16 protein-coding genes and 1 riboswitch are annotated in these 16,312 nt (G+C 71.2%); of the genes, 9 read left to right on the plus strand and 7 right to left on the minus strand.

Annotated elements, in window-relative coordinates; all coding sequences use genetic code 11:
* Positions 1 to 4 precede the first annotated feature (4 nt).
* Both J5X75_RS13835 and J5X75_RS13840 read right to left on the minus strand, forming a co-directional pair.
* Positions 5 to 529 (minus strand): SigE family RNA polymerase sigma factor, encoded by a 525-nt coding sequence (locus J5X75_RS13835; RefSeq protein WP_208467769.1) that lies wholly within the window; start codon positions 527 to 529, stop codon positions 5 to 7.
* Between the two features lie 177 nt (positions 530 to 706).
* Positions 707 to 1,906 (minus strand): chorismate-binding protein, encoded by a 1,200-nt coding sequence (locus J5X75_RS13840; protein WP_208467998.1) that lies wholly within the window; start codon positions 1,904 to 1,906, stop codon positions 707 to 709.
* A 119-nt stretch (positions 1,907 to 2,025) separates the two neighbouring features.
* Between J5X75_RS13840 and J5X75_RS13845 the strand changes: the two genes are divergently transcribed.
* The gene (locus tag J5X75_RS13845) at positions 2,026 to 2,226 is read left to right on the plus strand and encodes a DUF5999 family protein (RefSeq protein ID WP_183227848.1); all 201 of its coding nucleotides are present in this window, start codon (positions 2,026 to 2,028) and stop codon (positions 2,224 to 2,226) included.
* A gap of 96 nt (positions 2,227 to 2,322) precedes the next feature.
* Here the strand turns inward: J5X75_RS13845 and gcvP are convergent, their stop codons facing one another.
* On the minus strand, positions 2,323 to 5,169 hold the full coding sequence (gene gcvP, locus J5X75_RS13850; protein ID WP_208467770.1) for an aminomethyl-transferring glycine dehydrogenase: 2,847 nt from the start codon (positions 5,167 to 5,169) through the stop codon (positions 2,323 to 2,325).
* A 76-nt stretch (positions 5,170 to 5,245) separates the two neighbouring features.
* Positions 5,246 to 5,329, minus strand: a riboswitch (glycine riboswitch).
* A gap of 50 nt (positions 5,330 to 5,379) precedes the next feature.
* Between gcvP and mgrA the strand changes: the two genes are divergently transcribed.
* From mgrA to J5X75_RS13865, 3 genes are read left to right on the plus strand one after another with little or no spacing between them, the layout of a single operon-like run.
* Positions 5,380 to 6,375 (plus strand): L-glyceraldehyde 3-phosphate reductase, encoded by a 996-nt coding sequence (mgrA, locus tag J5X75_RS13855; protein WP_208467771.1) that lies wholly within the window; start codon positions 5,380 to 5,382, stop codon positions 6,373 to 6,375.
* A gap of 17 nt (positions 6,376 to 6,392) precedes the next feature.
* Complete coding sequence (locus J5X75_RS13860) at positions 6,393 to 7,064, plus strand: nucleotidyltransferase domain-containing protein (RefSeq protein WP_208467772.1); 672 nt, start codon at positions 6,393 to 6,395, stop codon at positions 7,062 to 7,064.
* Between the two features lie 3 nt (positions 7,065 to 7,067).
* Positions 7,068 to 7,856 carry a nucleotidyltransferase domain-containing protein gene (locus J5X75_RS13865; RefSeq protein WP_208467773.1) on the plus strand — a complete coding sequence of 263 codons (789 nt, stop codon included), beginning with the start codon at positions 7,068 to 7,070 and terminating at the stop codon, positions 7,854 to 7,856.
* On the opposite strand, the gene J5X75_RS13870 is transcribed toward J5X75_RS13865, so the two are convergent.
* Complete coding sequence (locus J5X75_RS13870; protein ID WP_208467774.1) at positions 7,811 to 7,954, minus strand: hypothetical protein; 144 nt, start codon at positions 7,952 to 7,954, stop codon at positions 7,811 to 7,813. The genes J5X75_RS13865 and J5X75_RS13870 overlap by 46 nt on opposite strands.
* 152 nt (positions 7,955 to 8,106) lie before the next feature.
* On the opposite strand from J5X75_RS13870, the gene J5X75_RS13875 reads away from it, so the two are divergent.
* The 4 genes from J5X75_RS13875 to J5X75_RS13890 all read left to right on the plus strand — a co-directional run bounded on the left by J5X75_RS13875 (position 8,107) and on the right by J5X75_RS13890 (position 13,046).
* Positions 8,107 to 9,267 (plus strand): helix-turn-helix domain-containing protein, encoded by a 1,161-nt coding sequence (locus tag J5X75_RS13875; protein ID WP_307798091.1) that lies wholly within the window; start codon positions 8,107 to 8,109, stop codon positions 9,265 to 9,267.
* A 456-nt stretch (positions 9,268 to 9,723) separates the two neighbouring features.
* Positions 9,724 to 10,731 (plus strand): aldo/keto reductase, encoded by a 1,008-nt coding sequence (locus J5X75_RS13880; RefSeq protein ID WP_208467776.1) that lies wholly within the window; start codon positions 9,724 to 9,726, stop codon positions 10,729 to 10,731.
* A gap of 2 nt (positions 10,732 to 10,733) precedes the next feature.
* Positions 10,734 to 11,306, plus strand: a complete 573-nt coding sequence (locus tag J5X75_RS13885; protein ID WP_307798067.1) for a pentapeptide repeat-containing protein — start codon at positions 10,734 to 10,736, stop codon at positions 11,304 to 11,306.
* A 57-nt stretch (positions 11,307 to 11,363) separates the two neighbouring features.
* Entirely contained in the window at positions 11,364 to 13,046 is a 1,683-nt protein-coding gene (locus tag J5X75_RS13890; RefSeq protein WP_208467778.1) for a polysaccharide deacetylase family protein, read from the plus strand.
* An 11-nt stretch (positions 13,047 to 13,057) separates the two neighbouring features.
* Here the strand turns inward: J5X75_RS13890 and J5X75_RS13895 are convergent, their stop codons facing one another.
* Positions 13,058 to 14,020: a hypothetical protein gene (locus tag J5X75_RS13895; RefSeq protein WP_208467779.1), complete on the minus strand. Its 963-nt coding sequence runs from the start codon at positions 14,018 to 14,020 to the stop codon at positions 13,058 to 13,060.
* Between the two features lie 61 nt (positions 14,021 to 14,081).
* Between J5X75_RS13895 and J5X75_RS13900 the strand changes: the two genes are divergently transcribed.
* Entirely contained in the window at positions 14,082 to 14,705 is a 624-nt protein-coding gene (locus J5X75_RS13900) for a TetR/AcrR family transcriptional regulator (protein WP_208467780.1), read from the plus strand.
* Positions 14,706 to 14,746: 41 nt separating this feature from the next.
* Here the strand turns inward: J5X75_RS13900 and J5X75_RS13905 are convergent, their stop codons facing one another.
* Both J5X75_RS13905 and J5X75_RS13910 read right to left on the minus strand, forming a co-directional pair.
* Positions 14,747 to 15,211, minus strand: a complete 465-nt coding sequence (locus J5X75_RS13905) for a hypothetical protein (protein ID WP_208467781.1) — start codon at positions 15,209 to 15,211, stop codon at positions 14,747 to 14,749.
* 142 nt (positions 15,212 to 15,353) lie between these two features.
* Entirely contained in the window at positions 15,354 to 16,259 is a 906-nt protein-coding gene (locus J5X75_RS13910; RefSeq protein ID WP_208467782.1) for an oxidoreductase, read from the minus strand.
* Positions 16,260 to 16,312 lie beyond the last annotated feature (53 nt).

The following is a 16,312-nucleotide window of genomic DNA, read 5'->3' on the forward strand; positions in this document are numbered from 1 at the left end:
GTCGTTACGTGAAAAGGACGGGCCGGTCGTCGACCAGCATCTGCCGGAGTTTGATCAGGGACCGCCGGGTCTGGCTCTTGACGACGGTGACCGGCACCCCGAGTTCCTGGGCGACCTGTTCCACGCTGTGGTCGGCGAAGTACCGCAGCATGACGATGGCGCGGTCGCGGGCGGGCAGCCGGGCGAGGGCGTCGAGCATGGTGAGCCGCAGTTCGGGGCTGATCGAGTAGGCGGGTTCACGCAGTTCGCCGGGGACCGCCTCGGTGGAGCTGCGGCGGCGCCGGTGGTCGAGGTAGACGCGCAGGAGCACCCGCTGGGCGTACGCGATGAGGTTGTCGCTGTCGACGGCCCGGTCCCAGCTGAGGAACAGTTTGGTGAGGGTGGTCTGGGTGAGGTCCTGGGCCAGGTGCCAGTCCCGGCACAGCTGGAAGGCGCTGCTGTGCAGCCGGGCCGTGCTGGCGTGGGCGAATCCCGCGAAGTCCACCCGGAGGTGGATGCCGGAGACCGGTGGATCAAGGGTGTCGAGCATGACCGCGATGTCGCCTCTCTGCAGCCACCACGGCACTCCCCTGTGCCATTGTGGACCGCCTCGGTGCCGCGCGTGCGTCAAATTACGCGCTCAGCCCCCTTCTGTGGGGGCGGATGCCGACAGTGGCACGCAATAGGTAGAGACGGCTCGGAGAGAGCTTGGAGAAGGCTGTGGGGCTCACACGCCGCGCAGGGCGGCCCGCAGCGGTCCGGCTTTGGCAGCGGCTTCGGCGACCTCGGCGGCCGGGTCGCTGTCGATGGTGATGCCGCCGCCGGCCCAGGCGTGCACGCGGCGGCCGTCGACGGCGACGGTGCGGATGCTGAGACCGAGGTCGAGGTGGTCGTGGCCGAGCCAGCCGAGGGCGCCCATGCTGACGCCGCGGCCGACCGGTTCGAGGGCGGCGATCTGGGCGAGGGCGGCGAGTTTGGGAGCTCCGGTGACGCTGCCGCCGGGGCAGACGGCACGCAGCAGGGCGGCGAGATCGACGTCGCCGTCGAGCGGGGCGGAGACGACGGATTCGGCCTGCCAGAGACCCACCCACCGGCGTACGGCGAACAGCTCGTCCACCCGCACCGGCCCGGTCCCGGGCAGCCGGGCGAGGTCGTTGCGCTCCAGGTCGACGATCATGACGTGCTCGGCGCGTTCCTTGGTGGAGGCGAGCAGTTCGCGGCGGCCGGTGTCGGTGGCGGGACGGGTGCCCTTGATCGGGCGGGTGATGACCCGGCCGCCGCGGACCTCGACGAGGGTCTCCGGGGAGGCGGTGGCGACGGCCCAGCCGTCGCCGGTCAGGACGCCGCCGTAGCGGGCGCCGGGCAGTCCGGCGACGCGGCGCAGGGCGGGCCCGGGGTCCCCGGTGTACGGCGCCGACGCGTGCCCGACGACGTTGACCTGATAGACGTCGCCGCGGGCGATGGCGGCCCGGACCTCGTCGATGGCGTGGGCGTGGTCGGCGCGGCTCCAGCTGTCCCGCCACGGACCGAGTGACCAGCCCTTATGAGGGGAAAAATCCGCCTCAAAGGTGGAGTGTCGGTACACAACCGCGTATATGTCGGGAATGCTGGGCACTGGCGACGGAGCGCCGACCGCTCCCCCGGCCATCACGCATCCGGCATCCGCCGACACGTAGAGTGCTGCCCCGCAAATTGCACCATCGCCGATCGTCTTATTTTTGTCACCCGTTCGGCCAAGATTCCGCACCGGTAGTCCGTTGCCGTCGAGGAACGCGGCAAGAAGCTCGGCAGGGTCACCGGGATCACCCCGATGCCATCGAAAAGCGCTCAACACGTCATGACGTGCACCGCAGTCCGCCGGAGCGCCCGGCGGCGGCCCGAACGGAGGTAGCGGAGAGTGGTCGACGACGCCGCCGCCGTGGAACATCGGAGCCGAGGACGCGGACACGGACGCCGTCACCGGGTTGAACCGCTGTCGTTCGATGTGAGGTAACGTTCGTCACCGCGTTTGTGAACCTTCACACAGCCCCCAACGGAGATCCACCGATGTGTCAGCACCTGAACCCATGTCCCCCCGCCGACGCCACCGACCGTGAGGCCGCGCTCATCATCGCGACCTTCCGGGAGCAGGGCTGGAGCCTGCTCTGCAACGGCGTCATCATCTTCGAGGACACCGGCGAGCTGCTGCCGGACGGCACCATGATCGAGCCGCACCGCGGCCCGGCGGTGCACGCCCTGGCGGCGTGACCCATCAACCGACACGCGACGCAGCGTAGTCAATCGACGACTACGAAGGCGGCGCAGGCCGCGATCAGCGACGACCGCGACCTGCGCGCCTGAGCCTCAGTCCTCGAACGCCTCGGGCGACGGGCACGAGCAGACCAGATTCCGGTCGCCGAAGGCCCCGTCGATCCGTCGCACCGGCGGCCAGTACTTCGCCGTCCGGTCCACGCCCTCCGGGAAACCGGCGACAGAGCGTGAATACGGGTGACTCCACTCGTCCGCCGTCACCGCCGACGCCGTGTGCGGCGCGTTGGCCAGCGGATTGTCGTCCTTCGGCCACACTCCGGCCGCCACCTGGTCGATCTCGCCCTTGATGGCGATCATCGCGGCGATGAAGCGGTCCAGCTCCGCCAGATCCTCGCTCTCGGTCGGCTCGACCATGAGCGTGCCGGCCACCGGGAACGACATGGTCGGCGCGTGGAAGCCGTAGTCGATCAGCCGCTTGGCCACGTCGTCGACCGAGACGCCGGTCGCCTTGGTGATCGGGCGCAGGTCGAGGATGCACTCGTGCGCCACCAGGCCGTGCTCGCCCGCGTACAGCACCGGGTAGTGCTCACGCAGCCGCGCCGCCACGTAGTTGGCCGCCAGCACCGCCGACGCGGTCGCCGCCGCGAGGCCGTCCGGGCCCATCATCCGGATGTACGCCCACGAGATCGGCAGGATCCCCGCGGAACCGTGCGCCGCCGCCGACACGGCGTGGTGGTCGCCCTGTTCCAGGGGGTCGCCCGGCAGGAACTCGGCGAGGTGCGCGCCGACCGCGACCGGGCCCACGCCGGGGCCGCCGCCGCCGTGCGGGATGCAGAACGTCTTGTGCAGGTTCAGGTGTGACACGTCCGCCCCGAACCGGCCGGGCCGGGCGAAACCGACGAGCGCGTTCAGGTTGGCGCCGTCCACGTACACCTGGCCGCCCGCCTCGTGCACCTTGGCGCACAGGTCGGCGATGCCGGTCTCGTAGACGCCGTGGGTGGACGGGTAGGTCACCATGATCGCCGAAAGCGCGTCCCGGTGCTTCTCGATCTTGGCGTCCAGGTCGGCCAGGTCGACGTTGCCGTCCGCGTCGCACGCGACCACGACGACCCGCATGCCGGCCATCACGGCGCTGGCCGCGTTGGTGCCGTGCGCGCTCGACGGGATCAGGCAGACGTCACGGTGGGCCTCGCCGCGGGAGCGGTGGTAGCCGCGGATGGCGAGCAGGCCGGCCAGCTCACCCTGGGAGCCGGCGTTCGGCTGGACGCTGACCGCGTCGTAGCCGGTGATCTCGGCGAGCCACTTCTCCAGCTGGGCGACGAGGTCCTCGTACCCCCGGGTCTGGGTCTTGGGGGCGAACGGGTGGATGTCGGCGAACTCGGGCCAGGTGACCGCCTCCATCTCGGTGGTGGCGTTCAGCTTCATCGTGCAGGAGCCCAGCGGGATCATGCCGCGGTCCAGCGCGTAGTCCCGGTCCGACAGCCTGCGCAGGTAGCGCAGCATGCTCGTCTCGGAGTGGTGGGTGTTGAACACCGGGTGCGCCAGGTAGTCGCCGGTGCGCTCCAGCCCGGCCGGGATCGGGCGGCCGGTCTCCAGCGCGTCGGCCTCGGCGCACACGTAGCCGTAGCCGACGGTCACCCCGAAGGCGTCCCAGACCCGCTGCACCTCCGACCGGGTGGTGGTCTCGTCGCAGGACACCGCGACGTGGTCGGCGTCGACCAGGCGCAGGTCGATCCCGTACTTCGCGGCGGCCGCCAGGACCTGCTCGGCCTTGCCGGGCACGCGGGCGAGCACGGTGTCGAAGAAGTGCTCGTGCACCACCGTCACGCCGTCGACGAGCCGCAGGCCGGCGGCCACCCGGGCGGCGTTCTCGTGGGTACGGGCCGCGATGGCGCGCAACCCGGCCGGGCCGTGGTAGACCGCGTACATGCTGGCCATCACGGCGAGCAGCACCTGGGCGGTGCAGATGTTGCTGGTCGCCTTCTCCCGGCGGATGTGCTGCTCACGGGTCTGCAGGGCGAGCCGGTAGGCCCGGTCGCCGTCGGCGTCCTTCGAGACGCCGACCAGACGCCCGGGAAGCGACCGCTCCAGGCCGCCGCGCACCGCCAGGTAGCCGGCGTGCGGGCCGCCGAACCCCAGCGGTACGCCGAAGCGCTGCGTGGTCCCGGCGGCGATGTCGGCGCCGATGTCCCCGGGCGAGCGCAGCAGGGTCAGCGCCAGCAGGTCGGCGGCGACCGTGACCAGGGCGCCCTTGGCGTGGGCGGCCTCCACCAGGGCGGCGTGGTCCCGGATCCGGCCGGAGGCGCCCGGGTACTGCAGGTGCAGGCCGAAGTAGTCGTCCGGCAGACCGGCGCCGGCGTCGAGGTCGACCAGCCGCACGTCGATGCCGAGCGGTTCGGCGCGGGTCCGCAGCACCGACAGGGTCTGCGGGAACGTGTCGGCGTCCACCGCGTACACGTTGCTCCTGCTCCTGGACGCGCGGCGCGCGAGCGTCATCGCCTCGGCGACCGCCGTGGCCTCGTCGAGCATCGACGCGTTGGCCGTGGTCATCCCGGTGAGGTCGGTGACCATGGTCTGGAAGTTGAGCAGCGCCTCGAGGCGGCCCTGGCTGATCTCCGGCTGGTACGGCGTGTAGGCCGTGTACCACGCCGGGTTCTCCAGCACGTTCCGCTTGATCACCGCCGGGGTGACCGTGCCGTAGTAGCCGAGCCCGATCATCGGGGTGGCCACCACGTTGCGCCCCGCGATGGCGCGCAGCTCGGCGATCGCCTGCTCCTCGGAGATCCCGGCCGGCAGGTCGAGGGTGCCGGTGAACCGGATCGACGACGGGATGGCGGCGTCCATCAGCTGCTCGACCGACCCGTACCCGATCGCCTTGAGCATCTGTGTCTGCTCGTCGGCATCCGGGCCGATGTGCCGGGAAACGAACGGGGACGGCATGGGCGACTCCAGAACGTGAGAAGGTCGAGGATCAACCTCCCCCTCTGTCATACCCACACGGGGCATTTCAGAGTCGCCTGCCCACGCGGTCCTTTTGCCTGAAAGTTTCCGGGGAGGATTTGCCTCTTCGGCGCCCTAAGGTCTCTCCCGCGTGCGCCTCCCAACCTACCAGCGCACCGGGGTACGACCGGGAGTCCTAGGGTGTGCGATGTGACGTACTTCCCTGCCGCCGACCGCTACCGCGAGATGATCTACCGTCGTGCTGGTCGCAGCGGTCTCAAGCTCCCCGCCATCAGCCTCGGCCTCTGGCACAACTTCGGTGACTCCCGCCCCGCCGACCGTCAGCGCGCCATCGTCCGCCGCGCCTTCGACCTCGGCGTCACCCACTTCGACCTGGCCAACAACTACGGGCCGCCGCCGGGCAGCGCGGAGACCAACTTCGGCGCCATCCTCGGCACCGACCTCAAGCACCACCGCGACGAGCTGGTCATCTCGTCGAAGGCCGGCTACACCATGTGGGACGGCCCGTACGGCGACTGGGGCTCCCGCAAGTACCTGGTCGCGTCACTGGACCAGTCGCTGCGGCGGATGGGCCTGGACTACGTCGACGTCTTCTACCACCACCGGCCCGACCCGGAGACCCCGCTCGAGGAGACGATGACCGCCCTGGACGCCATCGTGCGCTCCGGCAAGGCGCTCTACGTCGGCATCAGCAACTACCGGTCGGAGCAGGCCGCGCAGGCCGCCGACCTACTCCGCGAGCTGGGCACGCCGCTGCTGATCCACCAGCCGTCCTACTCGATGCTGAACCGGTGGATCGAGCACGACCGGCTGCTCGACACCCTCGAGGCGGCCGGCGCCGGCTGCATCGCGTTCAGCCCCTTGCAGCAGGGTCTGCTCACCGACCGTTACCTGACCGGCATCCCGGAGGACTCGCGGATCCGCACCAGCGTGTTCCTCGACGAGAGCGCCCTGGACAACCAGACCCTGGCCCGGCTGCACACGCTCGACGACATCGCCAAGCGGCGCGGGCAGTCGCTGGCCCAGATGGCGCTGGCCTGGGCGCTGCGCGACGAACGGATGACCAGCCTGATCATCGGCGCGTCCAGCGTCGAGCAGCTGGAGAACAACGTCGCCGCCCTCGGCCGGCTCGGCTTCGACCAGAGTGAGCTGGACGAAATCGACGCGACGGTGCTGGACCTGTAGTCGTACGCTCCGGGCTCATGATCGAGTTCGTGCAACGGCACACGGCCCTCGCGGTGGTGGTCGGCTCCCGTGCCTTTGGACTGCACCGGCCGGGCTCCGACCACGCCCGGCGGGGTGTCTTCGTGGCGCCGACCCGCGCCTTCTGGACCCTCGGCAAGCCGCCCACCCATCTGGACGGGCCGGCCGAGGAACAGTTCTCGTGGGAGATCGAGCGGTTCTGCACGCTCGCGCTACAGGCGAACCCGACCGTCCTGGAAGTGCTGTGGTCACCCCTGGTGGAGACCGTGACGGCGGACGGCCGGGCGCTTCTCGACGCCCGGCGGGCCTTCCTCTCCACCAGGGTGGCCGACACCTACGGCAGCTATGCGCGCGACCAGCTGGCCAAGGTGGCGTCCCGGCACGCCCGAACGGGGGAGATCAACTTCAAGCAGGCGATGCATATGATCCGCCTGCTTCTCGCCGGGGCGCACGTGCTGCGTACCGGTGAGGTCCTGGTCGACGTCACCCACCTGCGCGGCGAACTGCTCGCGGTACGCAACGGTGACGTGCCGTGGCCGGAGGTGGCCGCCTGGGCCGAGCGCTTGCAGGCCGACCTCACCGATGCGGCGGCCGGCACCGTGTTGCCGGAGAAGCCGGACCGCGACCGCATCGATCGGGTGCTCGTGGGCGTACGCGAAAGGAATTTGTAGACAGTGACCGTCGATGTCCCGTCGTGGGCCGCCGAGGCCGCCGCCACCCTGCCCTATCCCCTGCTCTTCGCCACCGTGAGCGGGGCGCACCTGTACGGTTTCGCGTCGGTCGACTCGGATCTGGACCTGCGGGCCGCACACGTGCTGCCGCCCGACGAGGTGGTCGGTCTGCGAACAGGACCGGACACGCTCCAGAACGCCGGCATCCGCGACGGCGTGGAACTCGACGTGGTCAGCCATGACCTGCTCAAGTTCGCCCGGCTGCTGAACAGCCGTAACGGCTACGTGCTGGAGCAGCTGCTGTCGCCGCTCGTGGTGCTCACCTCGGACGTGCACGCCGAACTGAAAACCCTGGCCCCGGGCATGATCACCAGAAATCACGCACACCACTACCTGGGCTTCGCGGCCACCCAGGAGCGGCTCTACCACAAGACCGGGCATCTCAAGCCGGCGCTCTACACGCTGCGGGTGCTGCTCACCGGCATCCACCTGATGCGCACCGGCGAACTGGAGACCGACCTGGGCATTCTCGGTCAACGGCTGGCATATGTGCCGGAGCTGATCGCGGTGAAGCGCGAGGCCGAACACGGGCCTCTCCCGGCGCGGGCGGCGGCCCATCTGGCCGCCGACGTCCCGGCGCTGCGCGCCGAGCTCGAAGAAGCCCGGGACCAGAGCACACTTCCGGGGTACGCGGACGCGAGCGCCGTGGCGGCCCTGCACGATCTCGTGGTGCGCACCCGGCTGGCTCAGTCCTCCACGTCGATGGCGAGCAGCTCCCCCGGCGCACCGTAGAAGAGGTACCGGCGCAGCTCGGCCTCCCGGTGAAGGGCGGCCGGGCTGCCCTTCACCACCGTGTCCGCATCGTCCCAATACCCGATCAACCGCAGCACGACGATCACCCTACGGTCGCCGCGCACCGGCCGTGCTGGAGGCAAGTGTCGATCGGCTGGCTCCAACGCTACCGTTGCGCCTGCAAGGTGCCCGCGACCGGCGACCAGGGGAGCCCGACATGCCGCGCCGTGCCGTACCCATCGACCCGTCCATCGGCGAACGTGTCCAGACCCGCCGGGAGCTGCGCGGCTGGAGCATCCGCCATGCGGCCAGCCGGGCCGGGGTCGCCCATACGACGTGGTCAAGGATCGAACGCGGAGAACTGCGCACCGACCGATACATGATCGCGGACATCGCGGCGGCGCTGGAATGCTCGATCACCGACCTGACCGGCCAGCCGTACGCACCCGCCGACCGGCAGCTGGAGGCGGCGCACATCGCGGCCGAACGGCTGTGGCAGACCATGATGGCGCTTCCCTTGGACGAGCCGCCATCGGTCGGCAGCGAGCCGACCGGTGACCTCTGGCGCGAGTCCGAACTGATTCGTCACCTTTATGCGCGCACCGACTACGCGGGCGCGCTCGGGCGGCTGGTCGGCCTGGTGCCGGTCCTTCACACCGCCGCCCACGGCCCCGACTCGGCCGCCGCGCTGACGGCTTCCGTCCAGGTCTACGGGGTCGGCATGGGTGCGCTTCTCAGCCTCGGGCACCCCGCATACGCCTGGCTGGCCGCTCAGCGGTCCATCGAGGCCGCCCAGCGCCTAGGCGATCCAGCGGCCCTGGCCGTTGCCGCGATCAACCGAGGCCGCGTCAGCGCCAACACTGGCGCGTTCGGACCCGCGTTCTCCACGGTGGATCGTGCCGCCGGGGAACTGGAGCGGCACACCGGCTCTCCGGCCGCGCTGGATGTGCTCGGTTTCGCCCATCTGGCGCGCGCACACCACGCCACCGGGATGCGCAACGAGAGCGCCGCCGCCGATCACCTGGTCGAGGCCGCCCGGCTGGCCGAGCGCACCGGTGAGACCGACGCGTGGGATCTCCAGTGGGGGGCACGGAATGTCCGGCTGTGGACGGTCGCCCACCACATCGACACCGGGCGCCCGGGTGCGGCCGTGGAGACCGCCACCGGCCTGGACGTGGCGACCCTTCCGCCGATCCGGCAGGTGAACCTGTTCACCGACCTCGCTCGGGCGCTGGCCGACGTGAAGCGCAACGATGAGGCGGTCAGGATGCTGGCGACCGCGGAGCGGGTGGCGCCCCAGCACGCCCGGTCGTCGGCCGCCGCCCGGGAGACCGCCCGGATCCTGCTGCGCGACGCCCGCCGCGCCTCGTCCATCCAGGGCCTCGCCGAGCGGATGGGCGTCACCGGCTGAACCCCTTGGTGCGTAGTCGCACCACCGGCACCAACGCCGACCGTAGCGTCCCGCCTACGGGACGGCGGCCGCCCGGCCACCGTCCCTCGAGGGTTGATGGGGGTAGGCGGGATGGTGGGTGTGATCCTCGCGGTTGGTCCGCGCGAATTGCCGGACAGCGGAACGGTTCGGGTGTGGGTGGACTCCGGAAGCGGCAGCGGCCATGAGATCGACGTCCCGACAGGCCATCTCACGGTATCGACGCTGGACGACGGACAGGGTCCATCAGCCGTTTACACCCTGACCTTGCGCGAATGCCGAGGTTGAGCCCGTGGACCACGCCCAGGTGCGGCCGAGCCCCATGCCTCGTTGCTCGAATCCTGTCGTCTGTGATCCGTCGAGAGGTCCCCGAGCGGCAGGGCGGGCGCGCCGGGGCAGAGGTTGCCGTGCGCAGGACGTACTGGAAGGATTCCGGGGATGGAGTACCGGAATGTCGGGGGCAGCGGGCTTCGGGTGAGCGAGCTGTGCCTGGGGACGATGACCTTCGGCAAAGAGGCGGACGAGAGCACCTCGCACGCGATCCTCGACAGATTCGCCGAGGCGGGCGGCGACTTCGTCGACACCGCGGACGTGTACGGCGGCGGCGCCTCCGAGGAGATCATCGGCCGGTGGCTGGCGACACGGGACCGGGAGTCGCTGGTCGTGGCCACCAAGGGGTTCTGGGCGACCGGACCGGCGGCGAACGATCACGGCGCCGGGCGCAAGCATCTGATCAAGGCGGTGCACGACAGCCTGCGCCGGCTCGGCACCGACTACATCGACCTCTACCAGCTGCACTGTTTCGACGAGTCGACACCGGTCGAGGAGACCCTGTCGACGCTGGACCAGCTGGTGCGCGCCGGGAAGGTCCGGCATCTGGGCGTCTCGAACTATGCGGCGTGGCAGTTGCAGAAGTCGGTGGACGTGGCCCGGTTCCGCGGCTGGGAGCCGTTCGTGGCGGCGCAGCCGCTGTACAACCTGATCGACCGGGAGATCGAGACCGAGCTGGTGCCGGTGTGCCGCAACGAGGGCGTCGGGATCATCCCGTGGTCGCCGATGCGCGGCGGCTGGCTGACCGGCAAGTACCGGCGCGGCATGACGTCCGCGCCGGCCGGGGCCCGCTGGGACGGTGACCGGCAGCCGTGGCTCGGCAACTGGGAGGACAGCGTCGACGAGCGCGTCTGGCGGGTCACCGACACGCTGATCTCGGTGGCCGAGACGGTCGGGCGCAGTCCCGCTCAGGTGGCGCTGCGCTGGCTGTCGCAGCGGCCCGGGGTGACCGCGCCGATCGTCGGGGCCCGTGACGTCGGCCAGCTCGACGACAATCTGGGCGCCGTCGGCTGGCAGCTCGACGAGAAGCACCTGGATCAGCTCACCGCGGCCGGTGACCTGCCGCTGCCGTACCCGCACGCCTACCTGGCCCGGTCGCCGCGGCGGCACTCGTGAAGGTGATCACCACCCGGGACTGGGACGCGGGCGCCGGTAAGGAACGCCGGCACGAGGGCGTCCAGTTCTCCGCGCTGGATCTGTGCGAGACCGACGTGGAGGGTGTCGAGTTCTCCGGGTGCGTCTTCCGCGACGCCCGGTTCAACTGCTCCCAGCACACCGACGTCGCCTTTCTGAACTGCCGGTTCGTCAACTGCAACTTCTTCGACGCCACGTTCACCAACTGCAAGGCGGTGGGCAGTTCCTTCGAGGGCTGCTCGTTCGATCTGACCACGGTGGACGGCGGTGACTGGTCGTTCGTCACGCTGCCCCGCGCCGATCTGGGCAGCGCCACCTTCACCGGCGTGCGGATGCGGGAGGCGGATCTGACCGGGGTCCGCTGCCGTAACGGGACGATGCGCGGGCTGGATCTGTCCGCCGCGACCCTGAGTGGCGGCGACTTCACCGGCTGCGACCTGCGCGGGACGGACCTGCACGCGTTCGACCCGCGGTCGCTGGAGCTGCGTGACGCGGTGATCACCGTGGACCAGGCGGTGGTGATCGCGATGAGCCTGGGCTTGCAGATCCGCGACTAGGCTAAGCTCCCATCGACCTAAGTCGATTTCTGTGCCCAATTTGGGAGCGCTCCCGAAATGAGATTACTCGCCGCCGCCATGCTGTTCACCACCGCTGTAGCCGTCCCCGCGCCCGCCGCCGTCGCCACACCGCAGTGCTCCGGCTACGTCGGCCTGACCTTCGACGACGGCCCCACCCCCGGCAACACCGCGGCCCTGCTCGGCGCCCTGCGACGCGCCGGGTTACGGGCCACCATGTTCAACACCGGACAGAACGTCGAGGCCCACCCCGAACTGGCCCGCGCCCAGGTCGCCGCCGGCATGTGGCTCGCCAACCACAGCTGGGACCACCCGTTCATGACCCAGCTCCCGGAAGCCGGCCAGGTCTCCCAGATCACCCGCACCCAGGACGCGATCCGCAAGGTCACCGGCGTGACGCCCACCCTGTTCCGGCCGCCCTACCTGGACACCGACGACGCGCTGCGGGCGGTCGAACGCCGCCTCGGCCTCACCGAGATCAACACCGACGTCGACTCCCGCGACTGGGACAACGCCTCGGTCGAGCAGATCCTCGCCAGCGTCGACAAGCTCCAGGACGGCGACGTCATCCTGATGCACGACTGGCCGCCGAACACGGTCGCCGCCATCCCCGGCATCGCCGCCTCGCTGCGCGCCCGCGGCCTCTGCTCCGGCACGATCTCCCCGGTCACCGGCCGCGCCGTCGCGCCCGGCACCCGCGCCCTGCACCACGTGCACACCGTCGGCCGCGTCGAGGACCGCGGCGCCGGCGTGCGCCACACCTGGCCCGGCGTCTACTTCGAGGGACGATTCCGCGGCGACGCCGTCGGCGTCGTCCTCGACGACACGGTCAACGACTACGAGCTGCGGATCGACGACCGGGATCCGGTCACCCTGGTCACTCCGGGAAGAACGACCCATTGGGTACGCGGACTCGCGCGCGGCACACACACCGTACGGATCGCCAAACGTACCGAGAGCCCGTGGACGCCCGGACAGTTCGGCGGCTTCGTGGCCGGACCCGGCGGCGCGCTGCTCGGCGAACCGGCCGCCCGCAACCGGCAGATCGAGTTCATCGGCGACTCCTGGACCGCCGGCTACGGCAACTCCTCGGCCGGGCGCGACTGCTCCACCACCGGCGGCGTCGACCGCAACTCCAACGCCGACCAGGCCTTCGGGGCGCTGACCGCCCGTACCCTGCGCGCCGACTATCAGCTCAACGCGTGGTCCGGGATGGGCATGGTGCGCAACTACGACGGCTCCAACCCGGACGTCGACTACCGCACCTACTACGACCGGGTCCTCCAGGCCGCCGACCCCGCCGGGTGGCAGCGCCCGCGCACCTGGAAGCCGCAGGTCGTGGTGATCGGGCTCGGCATCAACGACTTCTCCACCGCCCTGCACCCGGGCGAGCGCTGGGCCGACGAGGCCGCCCTGGCCGCCGGCTACCAGGCCGCCTACCACGGCTTCCTCGACGAGCTCCGGGACCGGTACGGTCCGCACACCCAGCTCGTGCTGACCTACCCGTCGATGTGGAACACCACCGCCCTGGCCATCTCGGTCGAGACGATCGTCGCCCAGCGGACGGCCGGTGGCGACCGCCGGATCAGCGCGCTGCACTACGACAACGACGCGCTCGGGCTCGACCTGCTCGGCTGCGACTGGCATCCGTCCGCCCACGACCATCGCCAGCTGGCCGGCGCGCTCACCGCCCACCTGCGGAGCCTGCCGATCAGGTGGTGAGGTGATCCTGTTCAGCCGGTCGCCCGCACGCTGAGTTCGGCGATCAGCTTGCGGTAGATGCCGGCGGCCGGTTTGGGCCGGTAGTGGGAGTCCAGGATGCCGAGCTGAAACAGCGGGTGGTCGTGGTCGCTGTCGGCGTCGCGCAGCGCGAAGTGCTCGTACGCGGTGATGGTGAGCTCTTCGCTCAGGTCGTCGACGGCGCGCACGACGGTCTCGAGCACCTCGGCCTGCCGGGAGTACGGCCGCGCGGCTCCGGTGCCCCAGCCGTGTTCGGTGATGTGGATCGGCACCGTGCGGTCGATCCCGGCGGCGGCGAGGCTCTGGTCGCGGAAGAGCCGGAGCACACCGCCGACCGTCTCGGCGAGGCGGTCGGCGGGGATCGGCTGGAACACGTCGGGGAAGAAGTCGAGGCCGGCGTAGTCGAGGGCGGCGCGGAACTCGTCGCCGCCGCGCCGCCCGAGGTCGGTCCAGAACTCCTGGGCCGGGTCGAAGATCGCGGTGGAGTTGCAGCCGACGCGGATGTCCAGCCCGAGCCGGGTGACCTCGCGTTTCGCGGCGATGACGCCCTCGACGAGCGCACGGCGCACGGCCGGGAAGCCGCCGTCGCCGCCCGGGCCGGCGTGGTTGGCCTCCTCGGTGATCTGGAGGGTGGCGAGGCGCCCGGCGTGCCGGCGGACCTGGGCGCGGACGAAGTCGAGCCAGCCGCTGAGGTCGCTTCCGGGTTCCCGGAAGCACAGCACCAGGTCCAGGCGCCGGCGGCCGGTCGCGTACCGGGCGGGGTCCGGTGGGGCCTGCACCACGCCGGGGGCGGCGTCGCTGTAGTGCAGGTAGCCGCGGACCAGGAACGGGTGGTCGCCGTGCAGGGTGTCGAGCGCGGCGGTGATGCGATCGGGTCGTTCGGCGGGGCCGGCGGTGACCGATCCGTCCGGGGCGCCACTGAGGCCGCCGGGGTAGATACCGAAGAGGAGTGCCATGCCGACACCGTACGCGAAACTTGGTGTCACACCAATTTTGGGGTGACGCTATGATCGTGGCGTGGGGTTACGGGACGAGAAGAAGCAGGCGACACGGACCGCGATCGCGGACGCGGCCCTGGCGCTGTTCCTGGCGAACGGGTTCGACCGGGTCACGGTGGCCGAGGTGGCGAAAGCGGCACGCGTGTCGGTGAACACGGTGTTCAACTACTTCCCCACCAAGGAGGACCTGTTCTTCGACCGGCAGACCGAGGTGGTGCGGCGGCTCGCCCGCGCGGCCGCCGACCGCTCCCCCGGCGAATCCGCCGTCGCCGCGGTCCGGCGGGCCTTCCTCGACGCGATCCACCGCGACGAGCCCACCCTGGGGATGAGCACCGGCATGATCGCGTTCTGGCGCGCCGTCGACGACAGCCCGGCACTACAAGCACGGGCGCGGCTGCTCAGCGAACTGACCGAGGCCGCCCTGGCCGGCGAACTCGCCGACCAGAGCCCGCCGGACACGGATCCGGCGACCCCACGCATCCTCGCGGCGGTGATCTCCGGCGTCGACCGGGCGCTGCACGCGGAGATCCGGCGCCGCATCACACTGGGCGAAGACCCCGAGATCGTACGCGCGGCGCTGGAGGCAGCCGCCGACCGCGCCTACACGGCCGTGAGCACGGGATGGGACCCTCTCACCACGTGACCGTCCCACGGTGGTCAGGCACAGCGGCACCGCTGAACCGGCTATCCGCCGTCCGTGCGGATCCGCCCGGGTTCGATCTCCGAGGCGCCCGCCGGCCAGTGGTCACCCTGCGTCGCGGGACCTCGGACGACCAGCAGCGACCACCGCTGGACGCCGTCGGGCTCCACCGTGACGGCCACCGTCCCCGCCGGCACTCCGGACGATGCGGCGGAGAGCCGGGTGACACCGTCGCAGGGGCTCTCGGCACGGGCCCCGAGCGAGGTGCCGACGGTGATGGTCCCACCGCCGGCGCACCGGTAGTGGATCGTGAGGTCGCCCTGATCGGTCTGCTCGCCGACGGTCGCCTGCCATCGACCGGTGCGGTCGACGAGACGGGCACGGATCCCCGACGTCGCCGACGCGACGGGCACCGGCACGGACGGCGAGATCACCGTCGACGCGGCCACCGGCTCGTCCGCGCCGCTGCCGCACGCGGAGAGTGAGACCACGGCCAAGGCCGCGAGCACTGCCGATCCACTCCGGGCCATGTCCTGCTCTCACCTCGACCTACATCGCGAGGTGACACCTTACGGCCCGGCGACGACCCGGCCGGAGAGGGGTTGATCTTGGCGCATCGCCGGGACCGGGACTTCCGGGTCGGTGGCCGGATCAGAGGTAGCGCACGCCGGTCAGGTCCTCGGCCGCGGCCCAGAGCCGCTTGCCGGCGGCCGGGTCGGCGGCCCGCCGGCTGAGCCGGGCCTCGGTGACCCGGCCCCGCGTCTCCCCGAGCCGGGCCGGGCCGAAGAACCGGCCGCCCGGCACGCCGGGCTCGGTCGCCGCCCGCAGCTGCGGCAGCGCGCCCCGCTCCACCGGCTGGGTCGCCAGCAGGCCGAGCCTCGCGATCAGCCGGCCGAACCGGCCACGGTGCTCCCAGGCACGGGGAGTGAGGTTGGTGCGGGTCAGGCCGGGATGGGCGAGCACGCTGACGACCGATGATCCGGCAGCGCGCAGCCGCCGGTCGAGTTCGATGCCGAAGATGGTGGTGGCCAGCTTGGACCGGCCGTACGCGGCAGTGGCCCGGTAGCCGCGCTCGCCCATCAGGTCACCGAAGTCCAGGCGCGCGGTCTTGTGGGTGATCGAGCTGAGACTGACCACCCGGGCCGGGCCCGCCGCGGTCAGGGCGTCGAGCAGCAGGCCGGTCAGCGCGAAGTGGCCCAGCATGTTGGTGGCCAGGTGCAGCTCGAAGCCGTCGGCGGAGACGCGGCGCGGGCCGAGCAGCACCACACCGGCATTGTTGACCAGCAGGTCGATCGCCGGGTGGTCGGCGGACAGCTTCGCCGCGAAGGCCCGCACGGCGGCGAGGTCGGCGAGGTCCAACTCGCGGACCTCGACGTCACCGGCGATCCCGCGGGCGGCCTGCTCGCCGGCGGCGGTGTCACGGACGGCCAGCACGACGCGGGCTCCACGGCGGGCCAGCTCGGTCGCGGTGACCAGGCCGAGACCCGAATTCGCGCCGGTCACGACGGCGACCCGGCCGCGCTGGTCGGGGATGTGGTCGGCGGTCCACCCTGTCATCTGCTGCTCCTCGGAGTCGGTGCGGTAGACCGATGACGCTAGGAGCGATCCGG

The organism is Actinoplanes flavus, assembly GCF_017592555.1.
Lineage (GTDB): Bacteria > Actinomycetota > Actinomycetes > Mycobacteriales > Micromonosporaceae > Actinoplanes > Actinoplanes flavus.